Origin of the sequence: Flavobacterium anhuiense (assembly GCF_001705175.1) — a bacterium.
GTDB lineage: Bacteria > Bacteroidota > Bacteroidia > Flavobacteriales > Flavobacteriaceae > Flavobacterium > Flavobacterium anhuiense.
In genome coordinates, this window is record NZ_CP016907.1 from 1,882,623 (window position 1) to 1,900,209 (window position 17,587).

Sequence of the window (17,587 nt, forward strand, 5' to 3'; positions counted from 1 at the left end):
AAAATTATAGCCCCAATGATGTTATCTAAAAAAATTATTACAATGAAAAAGTTTATTTTATCCTTAGTACTCATGGCTGTAACAACAAGTTACAGCCAAGAGTTAAACCTACCAGTGTTTACCCAGTATTTAGCTGATAACCCTTTTATTCTTTCTCCTGCGTATGCAGGTATTGGAGATAATCTCCGTATTAGAGCCAATGGTTTAACACAGTGGGTCGGAATTAAAGATGCACCAGACAACCAATCATTGTACGCCGATTTTCGTGTTCTAGATCGTTCTGGAGTAGGTATTTCATTGTATAATGATAGCAATGGTAATACAAGACAAACCGGGGCCAAAGTTTCTTTTGCGCACCACTTGATTTTAGATTATCGTTCAGAGCAATATTTATCTTTTGGTATATCGTACAACTTTAATAGTTTTAGAATCGAAACGGGTAATTTTACCGGAGACGTAAATGGTGTTCCAGTAGCATTAGACCCTTCAATTACAGACAATCGTTATAACTCAAACAACAACTTTGATATTAGTGCATTGTACCGTAACAAAGGATTTTACTTTAGTTTTAACGCCAACAACGTTTTAAAGAAAAACACTGATAAGTATAGAGGAGTAGAACCAGATCTACTCTCTAACTTTCAGGTTTACTCAGGATTCACTTTTAGAGACGGAGAAAATAGACGTATCGAATACGAACCATCGGTATTCTTGCAGTACTTTGCAAGTGACCAGCGTTCTACAACCGATTTAAACTTCAAATACAGACGTTACAATCGCTACGAAGATTACTATTGGATCGGAGTTTCTTACCGTTTCTTAAATGACCAGTTCCCAAAACCTTTGGCAATGGGACCAATGGCTGGTTTTATGAAATCTAAATTCTATTTTGCATACTCTTACCAGTTGATGTTTAATGGTCTTGGAGCGTATAACACAGGAACACATTCCATCACAATCGGATTTGACTTCTTGCAATCAATCAGTAACTGTCCTTGTACACAAAGTCCGGTTCACGATTAGACAAATAATTTTTATCATCTTTAAGAATTATTTTGTTTGTTTTCATAATTTACAACGTTTTCGTTTTTATTACTGGATTATTTTTGCTTTTTTGAAATTTAGACTTCGCTAAAAGTTCTATATTTGTTATTCTTTCAAAAAATTAAAAAAATTAGCAGATGAAAACTTTAAACGATTTCGATTTTAAAAATAAAAAAGCAGTTATCCGTGTTGACTTCAATGTGCCATTGGATGAAAATTTTAATGTAACAGATACGACACGTATTGAGGCTGCAAAACCAACAATCGATACAATTTTAAAACAAGGCGGAAGTGTGATTTTAATGTCGCACTTAGGAAGACCAAAAGGAGCAGAAGAGAAATATTCTCTAAAACATATCTTAAAAACAGCTTCTGAGATTTTAGGAGTTCAAGTTAAATTTGCTGAAAACTGCGTTGGAGAACCAGCTCAAACTGCAGCAAAAGATTTAAAGCCAGGCGAAGTTCTTTTATTAGAAAATTTACGTTTCCACGCTGAAGAAGAAGCTGGAGATGTAGCTTTCGCTAAAGAATTGGCTTCTCTTGGAGATATTTATGTAAACGATGCATTTGGTACTGCTCACAGAGCACATGCATCTACTACAATTATCGCACAATTTTTTCCAAACGATAAATGTTTCGGAACATTATTGGCAAAAGAAATTGACAGTTTAAATAAAGTTCTTAAAAACAGTGAAAAACCTGTAACTGCTGTTCTTGGTGGTTCAAAAGTTTCTTCTAAAATCACCGTTATCGAAAATATCTTAGATAAAGTAGATCACATGATTATTGGAGGAGGTATGACTTTTACTTTTATTAAAGCTCAAGGCGGAAAAATCGGTGAGTCTATCTGCGAAGATGACAAATTAGATTTAGCTCTTGATATTTTAAGATTAGCTAAAGAGAAAGGAGTTCAGGTACATATTCCTGTTGATGTTATTGCAGCAGACGATTTCTCAAACAGTGCAAATACTCAGGTTGTAGATGTAACGGCAATTCCTGACGGATGGCAAGGTTTAGATGCAGGTCCAAAATCTTTAGAAAACTTCAAAAAAGTAATTTTAGATTCTAAAACAATTCTTTGGAATGGTCCATTAGGAGTTTTCGAAATGGAAACTTTCTCTAAAGGAACAATCGCATTAGGAGATTATATCGCAGAAGCTACAGCAAATGGAGCATTTTCATTAGTTGGTGGTGGAGATTCTGTTGCAGCAGTAAAACAGTTCGGATTTGAAGATAAAATGAGCTACGTTTCCACTGGTGGCGGGGCTATGCTTGAAATGTTAGAAGGAAGAATTTTACCTGGAATCGCAGCGATTTTAGACTAAAAAATCACAATTAACATTTTTTTAAACAGTTTTCTTCAATAAAGGGCTTAGATTTGCAAAAATACAACTCTTGTAATTGTTTGAATTACAGAATTTTAAAATAATGTTATATGATTGTAAGGAAATTTTCGATTGTGGTTTCGGCTTTCTTCTCGTTAGCTGTGTGTGCACAGGAAACGGCAAAAACAGATTTGGAACTGAAGCCAGAGGTTAAGCTTTCATATTTAGATTCTATTAAGAGCACATTCAAAAAAAACGATCTTGCAGCAAAAGTAGATAGTTTATGGATGAACGAATTAGTAAGTCTGGATATTTATGATGATCTGACTAAAGACATTCAAACCATTAATAAAGATGTTACTGTTGATGAAGAACTCCCAACCGAACTGCTAAAACAGCGTTTGGCGGCTATGAATCAGAAATCACCTTTTGAAATTGAATACAATCAAGGTTTAGAAAATATAATAAAGTCATTTCTTAAGAACCGTAAAAAATCGTTTTCTCGATTAATGGCTTTATCAGAATATTATTTTCCAATTTTCGAGGATGCTTTTGCCAAACAAAATGTTCCTTTGGAAATAAAATATTTAGCCGTTGTAGAATCTGCTTTAAATCCTAAAGCAGTTTCTAAAATGGGCGCTACGGGTCTTTGGCAGTTTATGTACGGAACCGGAAAACAATACGCTTTGAAAATCGATTCTTATATTGATGAAAGAAGCGACCCTCTTAAAGCTACAGCCGCAGCATCAGAATACATGACCAAAATGTTCAATATCTTTGGTGACTGGGAGCTGGTGTTAGCTTCTTACAACTCAGGTCCAGGAAATGTGACAAAAGCAATTCGTCGTTCTGGCGGAAAAACAAAATACTGGGACATTCGTAATTATCTTCCAAAAGAAACTCAAGGTTATGTTCCTGCTTTCTTAGCTACAATGTACCTTTTTGAATACCATAAAGAACATGGCATTAATCCAGAAAGAGCTGTGGTTAAAAATTTTGAAACGGATACAGTAGCGGTCAAAAATCAAATGTCTTTCAAACAGCTTGCCGATTTGTTAGACATGCCACAATCTCAAATTCAGCTTTTAAATCCGTCATACAAAATGGGAGTTATTCCGTTTTATCAGGGAGAACAGCATTTTATCAGACTTCCAAAAGATAAAATCGCAACATTTGTTTCCAACGAAGAACAGATTTATGCTTACGTAAAACATGATGCAGAGTTTAGAACCACTTCATCTCGATTGGCAGTTAAATATACGCCAAAAGCGAAACCAGCAGCTGTAAAACCACCTCCGGTTGATAATGGAGATTTTGAATTTTATAAAGTCAGAAAAGGAGATAATTTAGGTGCAATTGCCGCAAAGTATGATGTAAGTATTTCAGATATTAAAAAATGGAATAACTTAAAAACAAATGCTGTAGCAATTGGACGAAGCCTAAAAATTAAAGCAGAAGAAGAGGCTCCTGTTAAAACTCTTCCTGCTGTTGTAGATAAAGAACAAGCAATTGCATCTGCAGAAAATAAAGAGAAAACAGCTGTAGATATGGACTATGTTGTGGTGGCTGGAGATAATTTAGGAAGCATTGCAAAAAAATTCGGTACGACTATTGCGGAGTTAAAAGAACTTAATAATTTAACTTCAAATAACATTGGTTTAGGAAAAACATTGATTATTTCTAAAGCTGCGGTCGTTATAGAAGAGCCGGCTTCAACAGCAATTGCATCAAACTCGGTTGATTCATTCAAGAAAAAAGCACCTTCTAAAAACGTTAGTGAAGATTATTACGTTAAAAAAGGAGATTCTTTATATAGCATTTCTAAAAAATATCCTGGAGTAACAATTTCAGATATTAAAAAATGGAATGGCATTAAAGATGAAGATATTAAACCGGGAATGAAACTTAAAATAAACGGATAATAGAATAATCTTATTAAATTTGGGTTTTATTTCATAAATTAAAAAAATGAATAAAACCCATTTTTTATTGCTATTAATTCCATTTTTCCTGACTTCTTGTTTCAAAAGTGAAAAGCAAAATGAAACAGTTTCTGGAAAAACGAATACCATTTCGGTCATTATCGATGACCAATTGTGGTATGGAGAAGTGGGCGATAGCATCAGAAATAAATTTGCCTCTCCGGTCCTTGGACTTACCCAAGAAGAACCGCTTTTTACCATAAATCAATATCCAGCCAGATTGCTTGAAGGTTTTGTGACCGATAGCCGAAGCATTATTGTGGTCAAAAAAGCACCTGTAGATAAATTCGAAATCATTCGAAGTAAAACATTACCTCACAATACATTCCGTATATACGGGAAATCTGTAGATGATATTATTTGTAGTATTGAGTTAAACGCCCCGCAAATAATTAAAATTATTCATGAAGCTGAAATTGAGAAAATTCAGGATGACAACAGTACCTCACTGTTAAATAAAGCGATCATAAAAAATAAATTTCATATTAATATTCAGATTCCGACAGGATATGAATATATGTTGCACAAAAAGAAATTCATCTGGCTTAAGAAAGAAATTATAAGTGGCAATACTAGTTTATTAATTTACCAGATTCCGCTTTATAATTTCAAGAAGAAAAAAGATGTTGTCAATGCAATTGTCAAAATGCGGGATTCGATTGGGAAATATATACAAGGTCGCGAACCTAACACCCAAATGATTACCAGTGAAGCATACGCACCCTATTTTTCAAAAGTAACTTTAGACAATAAAAACGCATTCGAAACAAAAGGAACATGGGAATTGAAAAATGATTTCATGACCGGACCTTTTATCAACTATGCTATTATTGATGAAACCTTTAACCGTGTTTTGGTTATCGAAGGATTCTCATATTCACCCTCACATCAAGAACGCGATTTAATGTTAGAACTCGAAGCGATAATAAAAACAGTGAGAATCGACAAACGATAGGAGTTTTTTGTTTCAAGTTTCAAGTTTGGGGTTTCAAGTTTCAACGTCTTGACGATTAATTGTGCGCATTTCTCAGAGAACTTCAACTTCTTATCATCTTAGCGTCCTCTGCGCAAATCCTTTGCGAACTTCGCGGTTAAAAAGCCAAAGTATATCAACTTGAAACATGAAACCTGGAACAAAATAAAACAAACAAAATTTTTCGTACTTTTATTCATAACAAACATAAAAACAAATAGTTATGAAAAAATTAACCGCAACCTTAGCAATAATAACCCTGTGTTTTATTTCTTGTAAAAAAGAAGTGAAGGTAGAATCGACAACTCCAGCAGCAACAGATTCTGTTAAAACGGAAGAACCTGTTGCCGAAGCACCATTAGATTCTGCGGCGCAGATGAAAGCTTGGCAGGAATATGCAACGCCAGGCAATCCGCATAAAATACTTGCTGATGAAGTTGGAACATGGAATTGCGATATGACATTCTGGTCGGATGCCAATGCAAAACCCGAAAAAGAAACTTCTGTCGCAGAGATCAAAATGATCTTAGGCGGACGCTTTCAAGAAGCAACTTATAAAGGAACGATGATGGGACAGCCGTTTGAAGGTAAAGGAACGGTTGGTTATAATAATGCTAGTAAAGAATACATTTCCACATTTATAGATAATATGGGAACTGGTATGATGACCAGTAGAGGAAAGTATAACGAAAGTACCAAGAGTATAGAATATTTCGGAGAAATGGCCGATCCAGTAACCGCAAAAAACACCAAGTATAGAGAAGTGTACACGATCGTAGATGCTAAAACCCGAAAAATGGAAATGTACGATACAAAAAACGGAACCGAATATAAAAGCATGGAAATCGTGATGACGAAAAAGTAGTTTTATTTTCTAGGTTCACAGAAACATAGGCAGAAAGGCACAAAGTTTTATTTCAATGAGATACAATTTTGTGCCTTTGCAATTTCTAAAAAAACTTTAGCGAAGCTAAAAAAATAATATAATTTAGCGTCTTCGAGCCTTCGCAGCAAAAACAACAGCAGAAATGGAATTAAAATGGAAAATAAAGCCTTTTGAGGCATTAACTGTTCACGAGTTATATGATTTGCTCAAACTGAGAAGTGAAATCTTTGTAGTAGAGCAAAATTGCGTTTATTTGGATCTTGACGGGAAAGACAAGAAGGCTTTGCATCTAATTGGAGAGTTTGAAGGTAAAATTGTCGCGTATTCACGTTTATTTGATGCCGGAATTAGTTTTGATAATGCTTCTATCGGAAGAGTAGTTGTAGACGCCAATTATAGAGATAGAAAATGGGGACACGAATTAATGCGCGAAGCAATAGCTGGAATTAAATCCAATTTTGGACAAGATAAAATCACGATTGGCGCACAATTGTATTTGAAGAAATTCTACGAAAGCCACGGTTTTGTTCAAACTAGCGAAATGTATTTAGAAGATGATATTCCGCACATAGAAATGGTGAGAGAATAATTAAAAAGGAAGTAAATCCGCAATGATTTTTCCAATAAGCAAAAAATCTTAGAATCTTAGTAACTCAGCATCTTAGAAGCTTAGTAAAAACTAAATTTTCGTAATCACAAATTCCACTCGCCGATCGTAATTATCGCCTCTTCCCAACGGATATCGATTGCCACACCCAACATATGTCATGCGGCTTTTTGATATTTTTTTGGACATTAAATAGTGGAAAACAGTTTTGGCGCGGTTCCAGGAAAGTCTTCTTTCTTTGGTATCTCTGTCAATTCCATCGCTGTAAATTTCTGGAGTGCAGCAAACATGACCTCTTATTTCAAAATTAAGATTTCTATGATTTTGAAGTATGGCTGCAATTTTATCCAGTTCTTTTTTAGAATTGCTAGTAAGTTTAGCACTTCCAATATCAAATAAAATAGACTCTAAATATACTTTATCGCCCACTTTTAAATTGTCTTTGAATGAAGTGTGAACTCCTTTCCCAAAACTATTTTTCTTAACAACAATTAAGTCAACCCGCCGATTTCGCAAACGTGTCTCGTACAGATTTTCTACCGTATCCGGTTTTACGACAACACGTCCTTTTCCTTCAAGAATTATAATTTTACTCTGATTGAATCCTTTCTTAATCAATAGATTCTGAATCGTATTGGCGCGATTATTTGATAATCTAAAGTTATACTCATCATTGCCGCGATCGTCACAATAGCCATAAATCTGTATAGACTCAACGTTTGCCGTGTCTATGTTTTTTATAAAGTTTGAAACAACAGTAATTTGTCTATCTGTCAGATCATACCTGTCAAATTCAAAATAAATAGTTTCAACAGGTTTTTGCTGTGCCGTTACTGTATAAAATGAAAAAAGAGTCAGGGCTAGAGTTATCTTCATTCACTACATTTTTAATATCGTTTTATATTCTGTAGGATTATTTAATACGCTAACTGCTCTTTTAATTTCTGAATTGTTTTTTAGATAATACTGATATAAACCTTCTTGATATTGATATCTCTTGATCAACTCTTCCAAAATCATGTTTTTGATTTCTTTTTGGTTTTTATCCAGTAAAGTAGTTTCGCTTTTTTCTAAAGCAGTTAACAATTGCTGATATTCGGCAGTAATGGTCTCGTCTATTTTTTCTTTTTTAGCTGCAGCTAAAGTATTTTTCAACGCGATTTCAGTATCTGTGTCAAAAGTGATTTTATTCGTTTTTAGATATTGTTTGAAAGCAGTGTAATCTGCATCTGTCAAAGTTGGAATCTTATCTCCTAAATTTGGATTTTTGTAATAATATGTTGTAGCATAATCAAATACACCGTCGTTTTTAATTAAAGCTGTTGCAATGGCACTGGTTTTTGCCTCTTCCAATTCGATATCAGGCAAAACTCCTCCGCCATCATAAACTGTTCTTCCTTTTCTGGTTTTAAAAGCATTATAATTTTTAGCATCAGTTTTCTGAGCCACGCCATTTTTATCTTTATGAGCATAATCCAAAGCCTGAATACATCTTCCAGAAGGCGTATAATATCTAGAAATAGTTACTTTCAGCTGAGTTCCGTAGGTTAAATCAACCGAACGCTGTACTAAACCTTTTCCGAAACTTCTGCTTCCTAAAATAACGGCACGGTCTAAATCCTGCAAAGCACCAGAAACAATTTCAGAAGCCGAAGCACTTCTTCCGTTTACTAAAATGGCTAACGGAATTTCAGTGTCAACTGGTTCTTTCTGTGTTTTATAAGTATTGTTATGTTTTTCAATTCGTGATTTAGTCGTAACAATTACTTCATTCTTCGGAACAAATAAATTACAGATATCAATAGCCTCATTTAGTAAACCTCCAGGATTTCCTCTTAAATCCAAAACAATTTGTTTGGCGCCATCGGCCTTTAATTTTTCAAGAGCATCCTTTACTTCTGCAGAAGCTTTTCTGCTAAAATGTGCCAAAACGATATAACCTGTTTTATCATCAATTTTTCCGTAAAATGGAACAGATTTAATATCCACTTCATCCAAAACCAAAACCGTAGTATTTGGTTTTCCCTGACGAAGATATTTGATATTGATTTTAGTGTTTTTTGTTCCTTTCAATAATTGAGAAGCATCATCCTTGAAATCAGCAATCAAAACATCACCAATTTGGATAATTTCATCGCCAGCTTTTAGTCCAGCTTTATCGGCTGGATAATTTTTATAAGGTTCACGAACAATTAAACGGTCATTTTTTCTAGAAATCAAAGCGCCAATCCCCGTATATTCTCCAGTATTGTTGATTTTAAAGTTTACAACATCTTGCTCGTTAAAATAAACCGTATATGGGTCTAAACTTCCTAACATGCTTTTGATGGCTTTATCCATCAAATCGCCTGGATTGGTTTCGTCGACATAATTGGTGTTTACAGCTTTAAACAAAGTTGTAAAAATTTCGATCTGTTTGGCAATTTCAAAAAAATCTTCTCTAAAACTGGTTCCAACAAACAACATTCCCGCCGCAGCGACTGGTATAATAAATTTCTTTTTGAAATACGGATACATGATTATTCTTTTTTTCTTCTTTTTAATCTTCTTCTAATAAAATAGGCAAATACACAAAACAGGATAACAAACGGCCAAACGCTGATTAACGAAATTAAAAAATCGGATAAACTGTAGAATCCTGATTTAAGTGCGTTCCAGATTTTTGATCCATAGGATATTTTAATGCCTTCTTTTTCAGCTATTGTTTTGTAAAAGTCAATTGTGACTGTGCTCTCAGAAACACGGCTTTCTAAATATTTAAGCTGACCTTCTTTGGATTCTATTTCTTCTCGGATAGCTGAAATTTGTTTTTCAATTTCTAATATCTCGCTTACTTTAGTCGCTTTCTGTAAGATTTGCAAATAGCGTTCTTCTAGTTTTTTCTTCGTATGTAATCTTGAAGTTAAATCAATAAATTGTTCAGTTACGTCTTCTGCGGATATATTTTTAACTTCAAAATAAGAAACACCTTTTGAAACATTATTGATAAAACGATCAAAATTCTGACTAGGTACTTTTACAGTAAGGCTTCTGTAAACACTGTTGTAATCCTTCCCTTCAGAATCGTTTATGATTCTTGCCTTGTTGTCTGAAACCGCTTTTTGAATTTGATTATAAGTGTTTTCTAAATTATCTGTTTCAAATCGAAGCGATCCCTGCTTGATTATTTTCTGCGGAATCTTAGTTTTTGATGATTTATTTAAATCTTGATCTTTTCTATTAGACTCACTCGCTCCAGCAGGTGGCGGTGGCGGAACCATAACGGCGCTTACTGCAACATCATTACTCTCAGCTTCAGATTTACTACAACCAAAAAGCGCTAAAAATAAAACAGATAAAAAGAAAAGTTGACGCATAAAATTTCAATTTAGAGCTAAAACTACGATTTTTTTGTCTAACTTGAATAATAATCTTACCTTTTGAAATTTACGCTTCTGTTTTCGTATCAGAATCTTGGGTTTTGTTTATCTGAGCTGTGAATTTCTCAAACAACTGAATCATTTTAGTATTGATTTCTTGGTAAGATAAACGGTCTTTGGTCTGATAAAAAAGCATTATCGAGTAAGGCTGATCCAAGTTATCCAAAAGTAAATGTTTGTTCAAACGATAAGTTTCTCTCAAAACCCTTTTGAAGTAATTACGATCAACGGCCTTCTTGAAATATTTCTTAGAAACCGAAACGCCAATCTTAGTTTGTTCTTCTGAATTTGCCTCCACTTGACGGTAAACCAAACGAAGCGGATATTTGGACACCGATTTTCCTTCAGAAAATAGTAAACCAATTGTCGTTTTGCTTTTTAAACGCTCGTTTTTAGGGTAAGTAAAGTTCATTTAATTCAGAAAAGATTTGCAAATTCTAGTGCAAAGGTACAATTAAACCATAAAAACAGTTATTGTTTTCAATTTTAATAAGTCTAAAAATATATTTACTACTTTTGCGCATTAATTTTTGAAGCATGGAAAAAATTATTTCTTATCCAATATCGGTAATTTACTATTTATTATTTGGTTTATGTTTGGCTGTTTTTCATCCAATTCAGTGGATTTGTTTAAATGTTTTTGGCTACCAGGCTCACAAAAAAAGTGTTGATTATTTAAATTTCTCCCTTTTAAAATGTACAAATCTTGTTGGAACAAGATATACAGTTGAAGGTGTAGACACGGTTCCGAAGGGTGCGCCAATCATTTTTGTGGCAAATCACCAAAGTATGTACGATATCGTGGCAATGATTTGGTATTTTAGACGTTTTCATTGTAAATTTGTAAGTAAGAAGGAGTTAGGAAGCGGAATTCCGAGTGTTTCTTTTAATTTGAAATACGGAGGATCTGTCTTAATTGACCGAAAAGACCCTAAACAAGCGATACCAGTTATCAAAGGCTTGTCTGAATATATCGAAAAAAACACAAGATCTGCCGTAATCTTTCCGGAAGGAACAAGAAGTAAGACAGGAATACCAAAAGAATTTGCGCAAAGCGGTTTAAAAATCTTATGCAAATATGCACCATCTGCATATGTTGTACCAGTAAGCATCAATAATTCTTGGAAAATGGTAAAGTTTGGTTTTTTTCCTGTTGGTTTAGGAAATCATCTGAAGTTTACAGCTCACAAACCTTTAGCTGTTAAAGATTACAAATTTGAAGAGCTGATGGAGATTACTGAAAAAGCAGTTAAGGAAGGAATAAATGAATATAAACAGGTTTAAGTTTTAGTCCGAGCTAAAATGAAAAACCCAAATCTATAATAAGTAATGTCTATAAAAAACATTAGATTAGAAGTAATGCAGTTTTTGGAAAAAAACGTGGATAGCTTCGTCGAACAGTATTTAATTCCAGTGGAAAAAATTTGGCAGCCATCGGATTTCTTACCAGATTCTCAAGGAGAAAATTTCTTTGAAGAGGTAAAAGAATTACGCGAGATTGCCAAAGAACTTCCGTACGATTTCTGGGTTACGCTTGTTGGTGATACCATCACTGAGGAAGCATTGCCTACATATGAGTCATGGTTAATGGATGTAGAAGGAATTGATCAACAACAAGAAGGTCAAGGAAACGGTTGGGCCAAATGGGTACGACAGTGGACTGGAGAAGAAAACCGTCATGGAGATCTTTTAAATAAATACTTGTATTTGTCTGGTCGTGTAAACATGCGTGAAATCGAAATGACTACACAGCATTTGATCAACGACGGTTTTGATATTGGAACTGGAACTGACCCGTACAAGAACTTTGTATATACTAGTTTTCAGGAATTAGCAACTTATGTTTCGCACAACAGAGTAGCGCAAATGGCTAAGAAATTTGGCGATAACAAGTTGTCTAAAATGTGCAAAATGATTGCAGGAGACGAAATGCGTCACCACCATGCCTATAGCGAATTTGTAACTAGAATTTTCCAAGTAGATCCGAGCGAAATGATGCTGGCTTTTCAATACATGATGAAGCAGAAAATCGTTATGCCGGCTCATTTTTTAAGAGAATCTGGTCAAAAAATCAGTAGTGCTTTCGAGCAGTTTTCTGATTCAGCTCAGCGTATTGGTGTTTATACTGCAAATGATTATGTTGAAATCATGCAGAAATTGATCAACAAATGGGAAATCGATAAAATTACCAATCTGTCTGATGAAGCAGAAAAAGCACGAGACTTCTTAATGAAATTGCCAGCTCGTATGGCGAAGATCTCAGAAAGAATAGTAATCCCTAAAGAATCGCATATCTTTAAATGGGTTGAACCAGCGAGACTTTAAATTTTAGATTTTAGAAAGTAGATTTCAGATTTTTAGATTGGAATTTGGAATTTTTAGATTGAAATTTAAAAAGCAACATTGTTGCTTTAAAACATATTTGTTGATTGTTGGAGATTTAAAATCTTTGGCAATCAACATTTTTTATAAAACGTAAAAACCTCTAAATGAGTGACTCAGCATTAATTATTAAAACTATTGCTTTTGTAAAAGAAAAACTAAACGATGCCGAAGGCGGTCATGATTGGTTTCATATCGAGCGTGTTTACAAAAACGCGTTGCTGATTGCAAAAGAGACAGAATGTGATCTTACGATTGTAGAATTGGGCGCTTTATTGCACGATATAGCCGATAGTAAATTTCATAACGGAGATGAAACTATTGGGCCAAAAACAGCAAGAGCGTTTTTAGAAGTCGAAAATGTTTCTGAGGATATAATTGACCATGTTGTCAAGATCATTGAAAATATCTCTTATAAAGGCGGAAATTTTGAAAAGAAATTCTCTTCTGTCGAATTGAATGTTGTTCAAGATGCCGATCGTCTCGATGCGATTGGTGCAATTGGTGTTGCAAGAGCTTTTAATTATGGCGGATTTAAGAACCGAGCTTTATACAATCCAGAAATAGAACCTGTAACTAATATGACAAAAGAGGAGTATAAAAAGAACAACGCTCCAACTATTAATCATTTCTACGAAAAGCTCTTACTTTTAAAGGATAAAATGAACACAGCTAAAGGAAAAGAAATCGCTGCTGAAAGACATCGTTTCATGGAAACTTTTCTTGCTCAATTTTATGCAGAATGGGAAGGAGTGAAATAAATTTCATTTAGATATAAAAAAGAAAAACGTCTCTAATCTAGAGCCGTTTTTTATTTGGTGATGATTTCTTTATAGAAGTTTATACGGATTTATAATCTCGATTTTAAGAGACACATAATTATAAAAGCGCATAAAAATCCAATTGAAAACCATAATAACTTCGTGATGCTGTTATTTCTAACCATTTCCCTTTTTTCAAATCTTGTCATTTTGAATGAATTTTATACATTTCAAAAGTAATTTTCTAGAGGGTAATGATTATACCAAGAAAAGTCTTTAAACCGTTATAATAAGACAATTTTTCTTTTAGTATCTGTCGTCTTCCGCTCTAGTCATAAGTCTTTCTTCTAGCGTCTTTCATCTTTTCTTATTTAACTTTCTGAACAAATTTTTGAATGGTATTCTTAAACTCTTTATTCTGTTCGTAATACAAAATATGCCCACCGTTAATAATCTTAACTTCTTGATTTGGAAATTTAAACAAACGATAATGCTCAGGGCCAATATTGTTGTCTTTTGTTCCTGAGATTATAAGCGTTGGAACTTTGATAGAAGCAGTTTCTTTTGTAAAATCATTAAAATACAGCGGGCCACTTAATGCATTTTGTGCAAATGAAGCGTTCCTTTTTTCGCTATTATCAATACTGTCCAGTTTTTCAACATTTGCTCTATTGTCAGACAGCATTTTATACTCTAGATCTGCTTTTTTAGTTTCCTGTTTAGCTTCAAAAAAAGTGTTTAATATGGAATCTTTGCCTTGTACAGGGAAATCTTTTCCTAAAATTTTGCCCATGAAAGCAATTTGATTGAGAAGCGAATCGTTGATATCAAGTGTAGCATTCAGCAGAATTAAACCTTTTACATGTTGAGGATATTTTTCAGCATATTTAGTGGCTAAAATTCCTCCGAAAGAATGTCCAATTACAAATATCTTATCCGTTTTAAGGTGAGTTCGAATTTCTTCGATGTCATCAATCATTCTGTCCATGCTGTAATTATTGTCTGCAGGAGATCCAGATCTACCGCAACCTCTTTGATCATAATAACACATGGTTAGTTTGTCTTCTAAGGCATTTCCGCCAAATTCTTCAAAAGATTTGCTCCATGCTCCAGGGCCTCCGTGTACAAAAATACAGACTTCGCCTTTTCCATTGACTTTCAAAAACAAAGGAACTCCATCTGAAGTTTGGAAAGTAGTATTTGAATCTTGTTTGGCATCTATTTTTGTTTGGGAAATTCCGCTTTGAGCAAAACATAAAAATAGAAAGAAAAGTAAAGGAGTTTTTGGGTTCATTGGAAGTCTTTTTTGCTGTTTTAATAGGATAAAAGTATAATTAAAACAGCAGAGAAAAAACTAATGATTGGTTTTCATTATGAAATAAGTAATGATTGTCGCGCAGAAAAAACCTATCGCGAACCACAGTAATCGAGCCACTCTATTATCTCGTACTATTTCCATTCTATCTTCCGGTGTCATCTTAAATAAAATTTAGGAAACAAAAATAGTTTTAGAAAATATACTAAAAAGGTGATTTTGGTTTTTAAAATAACAGAATAAGACATTTTTTATCATAAAAAAAAAACTTCAAATAGAAATTAAATCTATTTGAAGCTTTTAGTCTTAGTATCTTAGAACCTAAAATTAAGAACAACCACAATCGGTTCCTCCTCCACAGTCTTTTTTCTTTTTCGATTTAAAGAAGAACTTTTTGATCAAAAAAGCAACTGCAAATCCTAATATGGCAAAGGCTATTATTTCTTGAAACATAACTTTTTATTTTAAAAGTTGATACGCAATTAATGCGGTAAAATATGCGAGACCGCTCATGAAGACTAGCTGCATTGCTGGCCATTTCCATGAATTGGTTTCTTTTTTGGTAATCGCCAATGTGCTGGCACATTGCATGGCAAAAGCATAAAACAGCAGTAAAGAGATTCCAGTTGCAAAGTCAAATACTTTTTCTCCCGTATCTGGACGAACTTCTGCCTGCATTTTGCTTTTTATAGTCGATTCGTTATCTGTATCTCCAACACTATAAATGGTTGCTAATGTTCCAACGAAAACTTCACGTGCTGCAAACGAACTGATTAACGCAATTCCGATTTTCCAGTCGTAACCCAAAGGCTGAATTACCGGTTCAATTGCTCTTCCCATTAAACCGATATAAGAGTTCTCTAATTTTTGAGAATTAACTTCATTTTCAAATTGCGTTTCATCCAAAGTTGTGTTGGCAAACCTTTCTTTAACTATATTTTCAGCTTCATTAAATTCTTTTCCTGGCCCATAAGAAGCCAAGAACCATAAAATGACTGATATTGCTAAGATGATTTTACCTGCACCAAGAACAAATGCTTTTGTTTTTTCTACCACATTGATTCCGACGTTTTTGAAAAGCGGCATTTTATAACTTGGCATTTCAACAACAAAATAGGTTTTTGATTCTAATTTTAAAACCTTATTTAAAATGTAAGCTGATAAAATGGCCATAAAGAATCCTAATACATAAAGGGACATCAGAGTTAATCCTTGAAGATTTAGCACTCCAAAAACTCTTTTGCTCGGAATGACCAATGATATAATAATCGCATAAACAGGCAATCTTGCCGAACAAGTTGTGAAAGGCGTTACCAAAATAGTGATTAATCGTTCTTTCCAGTTTTCGATATTTCTTGTAGCCATAATTGCTGGAATCGCGCAAGCAGTTCCCGAAATTAAGGGCACAACACTTTTTCCAGAAAGTCCGAATCGGCGCATGATTTTATCCATCAAGAAAACCACACGGCTCATATAACCGCTTTCCTCCAAAATAGAAATAAATAAAAACAAGAAAGCAATCTGGGGAATGAAAATGATAACGCCTCCAATACCCGGAATAATTCCCTGAGAAAGCAAATCGGTCAAAATGCCGCTTGGAAGTTCTGCCGCAACCCAGCTGCTCAAAGAGGCAAAAGTGCTGTCAATGAAATCCATCGGAATAGTGGACCAGCTGAAAATGGATTGGAAAATCAAAAATAAAATGGCAAAGAAAATAACGTAACCAAAAACTTTATGAGTTAAGACACGGTCCAATTTGGCACGGACATCTTTAGCCATCGAAGCGTCAATCTTTAAACCTTCTTTTAAAACATCATTGATAAACTGATATCTTTTTATGGTTTCTTTCTGCTGTAAGCGCTTTAATTCTGAATGCGATTTTGTAAAAGTGCTTCGAATTTCATTTCGTTCTAAATTCAAAAAATTGACATCCTGAGTAATTACAAGCCATAATTTGTACAATAATTGATTTGGAAAAGCATGTTGCAGTTTTTTGAAATATTCTTCATCAATTACAGAAGCATTCAAACAAGGTTCGTGCGGGATAGTTTTATAACAAACAATCAGTTCTTTTAATTCTTCAATTCCTAAACCTTTACGCGAACTAACTAAAGCAATTTTTGTTTTTAATTTTTCTTCTAAATATGGAATATCCAAAGAAATACCTTTGCGCTCCATACGATCCGACATATTGATAACCAAAATCGTTGGGATTTCAAGGTCTTTTATCTGAGTGTAAATCAGTAAATTTCTTTTTAAATTTTCAACGTCAGTTACAACAACAGCAACGTCTGGATATAGCTTGTCATTTTTATTTAGCAAAAGCTCAATAACAACGCTTTCGTCCATCGAACTGGCGTTCAAGCTGTACGTTCCCGGTAAATCTAGAATATTGGCTTTTATGTTATTAGGCAGCTTGCAAAAGCCCATTTTTTTCTCAACCGTAATTCCAGGATAATTTCCAACTTGTTGGTTAAGACCAGTTAATTGATTAAAAACAGAGGTTTTTCCGGTATTTGGATTTCCGATAAGGGCAACATTGATATTCTGAACACTCATTACAAATTGGTTTTGATAAGTTCAACTTCAATTTCACGAGCGGTTTCAATTCGGATTGCAACATGAGAGCCGTTAATATCTAAATATAAAGGATCACCAAAAGGAGCCACCTGCAACAATTCAACTAAACTGCCAGGAAGACAACCCATTTCTAATAATTTAAGTGGAATAAGATCGATATCAAAATCTTTGATAATGGCTTTTTCGCCTTTTTTCAGAGTGTGTATTGTATTTTGCAAGCTTATTTAGATTGAATTTAGATTGCAAAAGTAGGCAATTATTCTTTATTTCAAGGTATTTAACACTTCCACAAATGCTAAATGTTTCTAAAAAT

17 protein-coding genes are annotated in these 17,587 nt (G+C 34.0%); 9 read left to right on the forward strand and 8 right to left on the reverse strand.

The window, feature by feature from the left end; all coding sequences use genetic code 11:
• Nucleotides 1–42: 42 nt before the first annotated feature.
• From BB050_RS08005 to BB050_RS08030, 6 genes are all read left to right on the forward strand, one after another.
• The gene (locus BB050_RS08005) at nt 43–1,023 is read left to right on the forward strand and encodes a PorP/SprF family type IX secretion system membrane protein (protein ID WP_035691536.1); all 981 of its coding nucleotides are present in this window, start codon (nt 43–45) and stop codon (nt 1,021–1,023) included.
• Between the two features lie 158 nt (nt 1,024–1,181).
• Entirely contained in the window at nt 1,182–2,369 is a 1,188-nt protein-coding gene (locus tag BB050_RS08010) for a phosphoglycerate kinase (protein ID WP_066033211.1), read from the forward strand.
• A 110-nt stretch (nt 2,370–2,479) separates the two neighbouring features.
• Entirely contained in the window at nt 2,480–4,291 is a 1,812-nt protein-coding gene (locus tag BB050_RS08015; RefSeq protein ID WP_066033212.1) for a LysM peptidoglycan-binding domain-containing protein, read from the forward strand.
• 46 nt (nt 4,292–4,337) lie between these two features.
• Nucleotides 4,338–5,306, forward strand: coding sequence for a DUF4837 family protein (locus tag BB050_RS08020; protein ID WP_066033213.1), 969 nt, complete (start codon nt 4,338–4,340; stop codon nt 5,304–5,306).
• A 241-nt stretch (nt 5,307–5,547) separates the two neighbouring features.
• Nucleotides 5,548–6,189 carry a DUF1579 domain-containing protein gene (locus BB050_RS08025; RefSeq protein ID WP_066033214.1) on the forward strand — a complete coding sequence of 214 codons (642 nt, stop codon included), beginning with the start codon at nt 5,548–5,550 and terminating at the stop codon, nt 6,187–6,189.
• Nucleotides 6,190–6,352: 163 nt separating this feature from the next.
• Entirely contained in the window at nt 6,353–6,799 is a 447-nt protein-coding gene (locus BB050_RS08030; protein ID WP_066033215.1) for a GNAT family N-acetyltransferase, read from the forward strand.
• A gap of 90 nt (nt 6,800–6,889) precedes the next feature.
• Here BB050_RS08030 and BB050_RS08035 read toward each other — a convergent pair whose 3' ends face one another.
• The 4 genes from BB050_RS08035 to rnpA all read right to left on the reverse strand — a co-directional run bounded on the left by BB050_RS08035 (nt 6,890) and on the right by rnpA (nt 10,648).
• The gene (locus tag BB050_RS08035) at nt 6,890–7,693 is read right to left on the reverse strand and encodes an OmpA family protein (RefSeq protein ID WP_066033216.1); all 804 of its coding nucleotides are present in this window, start codon (nt 7,691–7,693) and stop codon (nt 6,890–6,892) included.
• A 3-nt stretch (nt 7,694–7,696) separates the two neighbouring features.
• The gene (locus tag BB050_RS08040) at nt 7,697–9,334 is read right to left on the reverse strand and encodes a S41 family peptidase (protein WP_066033217.1); all 1,638 of its coding nucleotides are present in this window, start codon (nt 9,332–9,334) and stop codon (nt 7,697–7,699) included.
• Nucleotides 9,335–9,336: 2 nt separating this feature from the next.
• The gene (locus tag BB050_RS08045) at nt 9,337–10,173 is read right to left on the reverse strand and encodes a DUF4349 domain-containing protein (RefSeq protein WP_066033218.1); all 837 of its coding nucleotides are present in this window, start codon (nt 10,171–10,173) and stop codon (nt 9,337–9,339) included.
• 70 nt (nt 10,174–10,243) lie between these two features.
• Entirely contained in the window at nt 10,244–10,648 is a 405-nt protein-coding gene (gene rnpA, locus BB050_RS08050) for a ribonuclease P protein component (protein WP_066033219.1), read from the reverse strand.
• Nucleotides 10,649–10,773: 125 nt separating this feature from the next.
• On the opposite strand from rnpA, the gene BB050_RS08055 reads away from it, so the two are divergent.
• From BB050_RS08055 to BB050_RS08065, 3 genes are all read left to right on the forward strand, one after another.
• Nucleotides 10,774–11,520, forward strand: coding sequence for a lysophospholipid acyltransferase family protein (locus BB050_RS08055; RefSeq protein WP_066033220.1), 747 nt, complete (start codon nt 10,774–10,776; stop codon nt 11,518–11,520).
• A gap of 45 nt (nt 11,521–11,565) precedes the next feature.
• Nucleotides 11,566–12,561 (forward strand): acyl-ACP desaturase, encoded by a 996-nt coding sequence (locus BB050_RS08060; protein ID WP_066033221.1) that lies wholly within the window; start codon nt 11,566–11,568, stop codon nt 12,559–12,561.
• A gap of 164 nt (nt 12,562–12,725) precedes the next feature.
• On the forward strand, nt 12,726–13,379 hold the full coding sequence (locus BB050_RS08065) for an HD domain-containing protein (protein ID WP_066033222.1): 654 nt from the start codon (nt 12,726–12,728) through the stop codon (nt 13,377–13,379).
• Between the two features lie 367 nt (nt 13,380–13,746).
• On the opposite strand, the gene BB050_RS08070 is transcribed toward BB050_RS08065, so the two are convergent.
• The 4 genes from BB050_RS08070 to BB050_RS08080 form a co-directional block, all read right to left on the reverse strand.
• Nucleotides 13,747–14,673: an alpha/beta fold hydrolase gene (locus tag BB050_RS08070; RefSeq protein WP_066033223.1), complete on the reverse strand. Its 927-nt coding sequence runs from the start codon at nt 14,671–14,673 to the stop codon at nt 13,747–13,749.
• A gap of 348 nt (nt 14,674–15,021) precedes the next feature.
• Nucleotides 15,022–15,147 carry a FeoB-associated Cys-rich membrane protein gene (locus BB050_RS21730; RefSeq protein WP_085949274.1) on the reverse strand — a complete coding sequence of 42 codons (126 nt, stop codon included), beginning with the start codon at nt 15,145–15,147 and terminating at the stop codon, nt 15,022–15,024.
• 6 nt (nt 15,148–15,153) lie between these two features.
• The gene (gene feoB / locus BB050_RS08075) at nt 15,154–17,253 is read right to left on the reverse strand and encodes a ferrous iron transport protein B (RefSeq protein WP_066033224.1); all 2,100 of its coding nucleotides are present in this window, start codon (nt 17,251–17,253) and stop codon (nt 15,154–15,156) included.
• Entirely contained in the window at nt 17,253–17,492 is a 240-nt protein-coding gene (locus BB050_RS08080) for a FeoA family protein (RefSeq protein ID WP_008465698.1), read from the reverse strand. Before BB050_RS08080 ends, feoB begins: the two co-directional genes overlap by 1 nt.
• Nucleotides 17,493–17,587 lie beyond the last annotated feature (95 nt).

Bases quoted from the DNA above. Each gene is read 5' to 3' on its own strand.
- BB050_RS08005 (WP_035691536.1), top strand. From the start codon at position 43: ATGAAAAAGTTTATTTTATCCTTAGTACTCATGGCTGTAACAACAAGT.
- BB050_RS08010 (WP_066033211.1), top strand. From the start codon at position 1,182: ATGAAAACTTTAAACGATTTCGATTTTAAAAATAAAAAAGCAGTTATC.
- BB050_RS08015 (WP_066033212.1), top strand. From the start codon at position 2,480: ATGATTGTAAGGAAATTTTCGATTGTGGTTTCGGCTTTCTTCTCGTTA.
- BB050_RS08020 (WP_066033213.1), top strand. From the start codon at position 4,338: ATGAATAAAACCCATTTTTTATTGCTATTAATTCCATTTTTCCTGACT.
- BB050_RS08025 (WP_066033214.1), top strand. From the start codon at position 5,548: ATGAAAAAATTAACCGCAACCTTAGCAATAATAACCCTGTGTTTTATT.
- BB050_RS08030 (WP_066033215.1), top strand. From the start codon at position 6,353: ATGGAATTAAAATGGAAAATAAAGCCTTTTGAGGCATTAACTGTTCAC.
- BB050_RS08035 (WP_066033216.1), bottom strand. From the start codon at position 7,693: ATGAAGATAACTCTAGCCCTGACTCTTTTTTCATTTTATACAGTAACG.
- BB050_RS08040 (WP_066033217.1), bottom strand. From the start codon at position 9,334: ATGTATCCGTATTTCAAAAAGAAATTTATTATACCAGTCGCTGCGGCG.
- BB050_RS08045 (WP_066033218.1), bottom strand. From the start codon at position 10,173: ATGCGTCAACTTTTCTTTTTATCTGTTTTATTTTTAGCGCTTTTTGGT.
- rnpA (WP_066033219.1), bottom strand. From the start codon at position 10,648: ATGAACTTTACTTACCCTAAAAACGAGCGTTTAAAAAGCAAAACGACA.
- BB050_RS08055 (WP_066033220.1), top strand. From the start codon at position 10,774: ATGGAAAAAATTATTTCTTATCCAATATCGGTAATTTACTATTTATTA.
- BB050_RS08060 (WP_066033221.1), top strand. From the start codon at position 11,566: ATGTCTATAAAAAACATTAGATTAGAAGTAATGCAGTTTTTGGAAAAA.
- BB050_RS08065 (WP_066033222.1), top strand. From the start codon at position 12,726: ATGAGTGACTCAGCATTAATTATTAAAACTATTGCTTTTGTAAAAGAA.
- BB050_RS08070 (WP_066033223.1), bottom strand. From the start codon at position 14,673: ATGAACCCAAAAACTCCTTTACTTTTCTTTCTATTTTTATGTTTTGCT.
- BB050_RS21730 (WP_085949274.1), bottom strand. From the start codon at position 15,147: ATGTTTCAAGAAATAATAGCCTTTGCCATATTAGGATTTGCAGTTGCT.
- feoB (WP_066033224.1), bottom strand. From the start codon at position 17,253: ATGAGTGTTCAGAATATCAATGTTGCCCTTATCGGAAATCCAAATACC.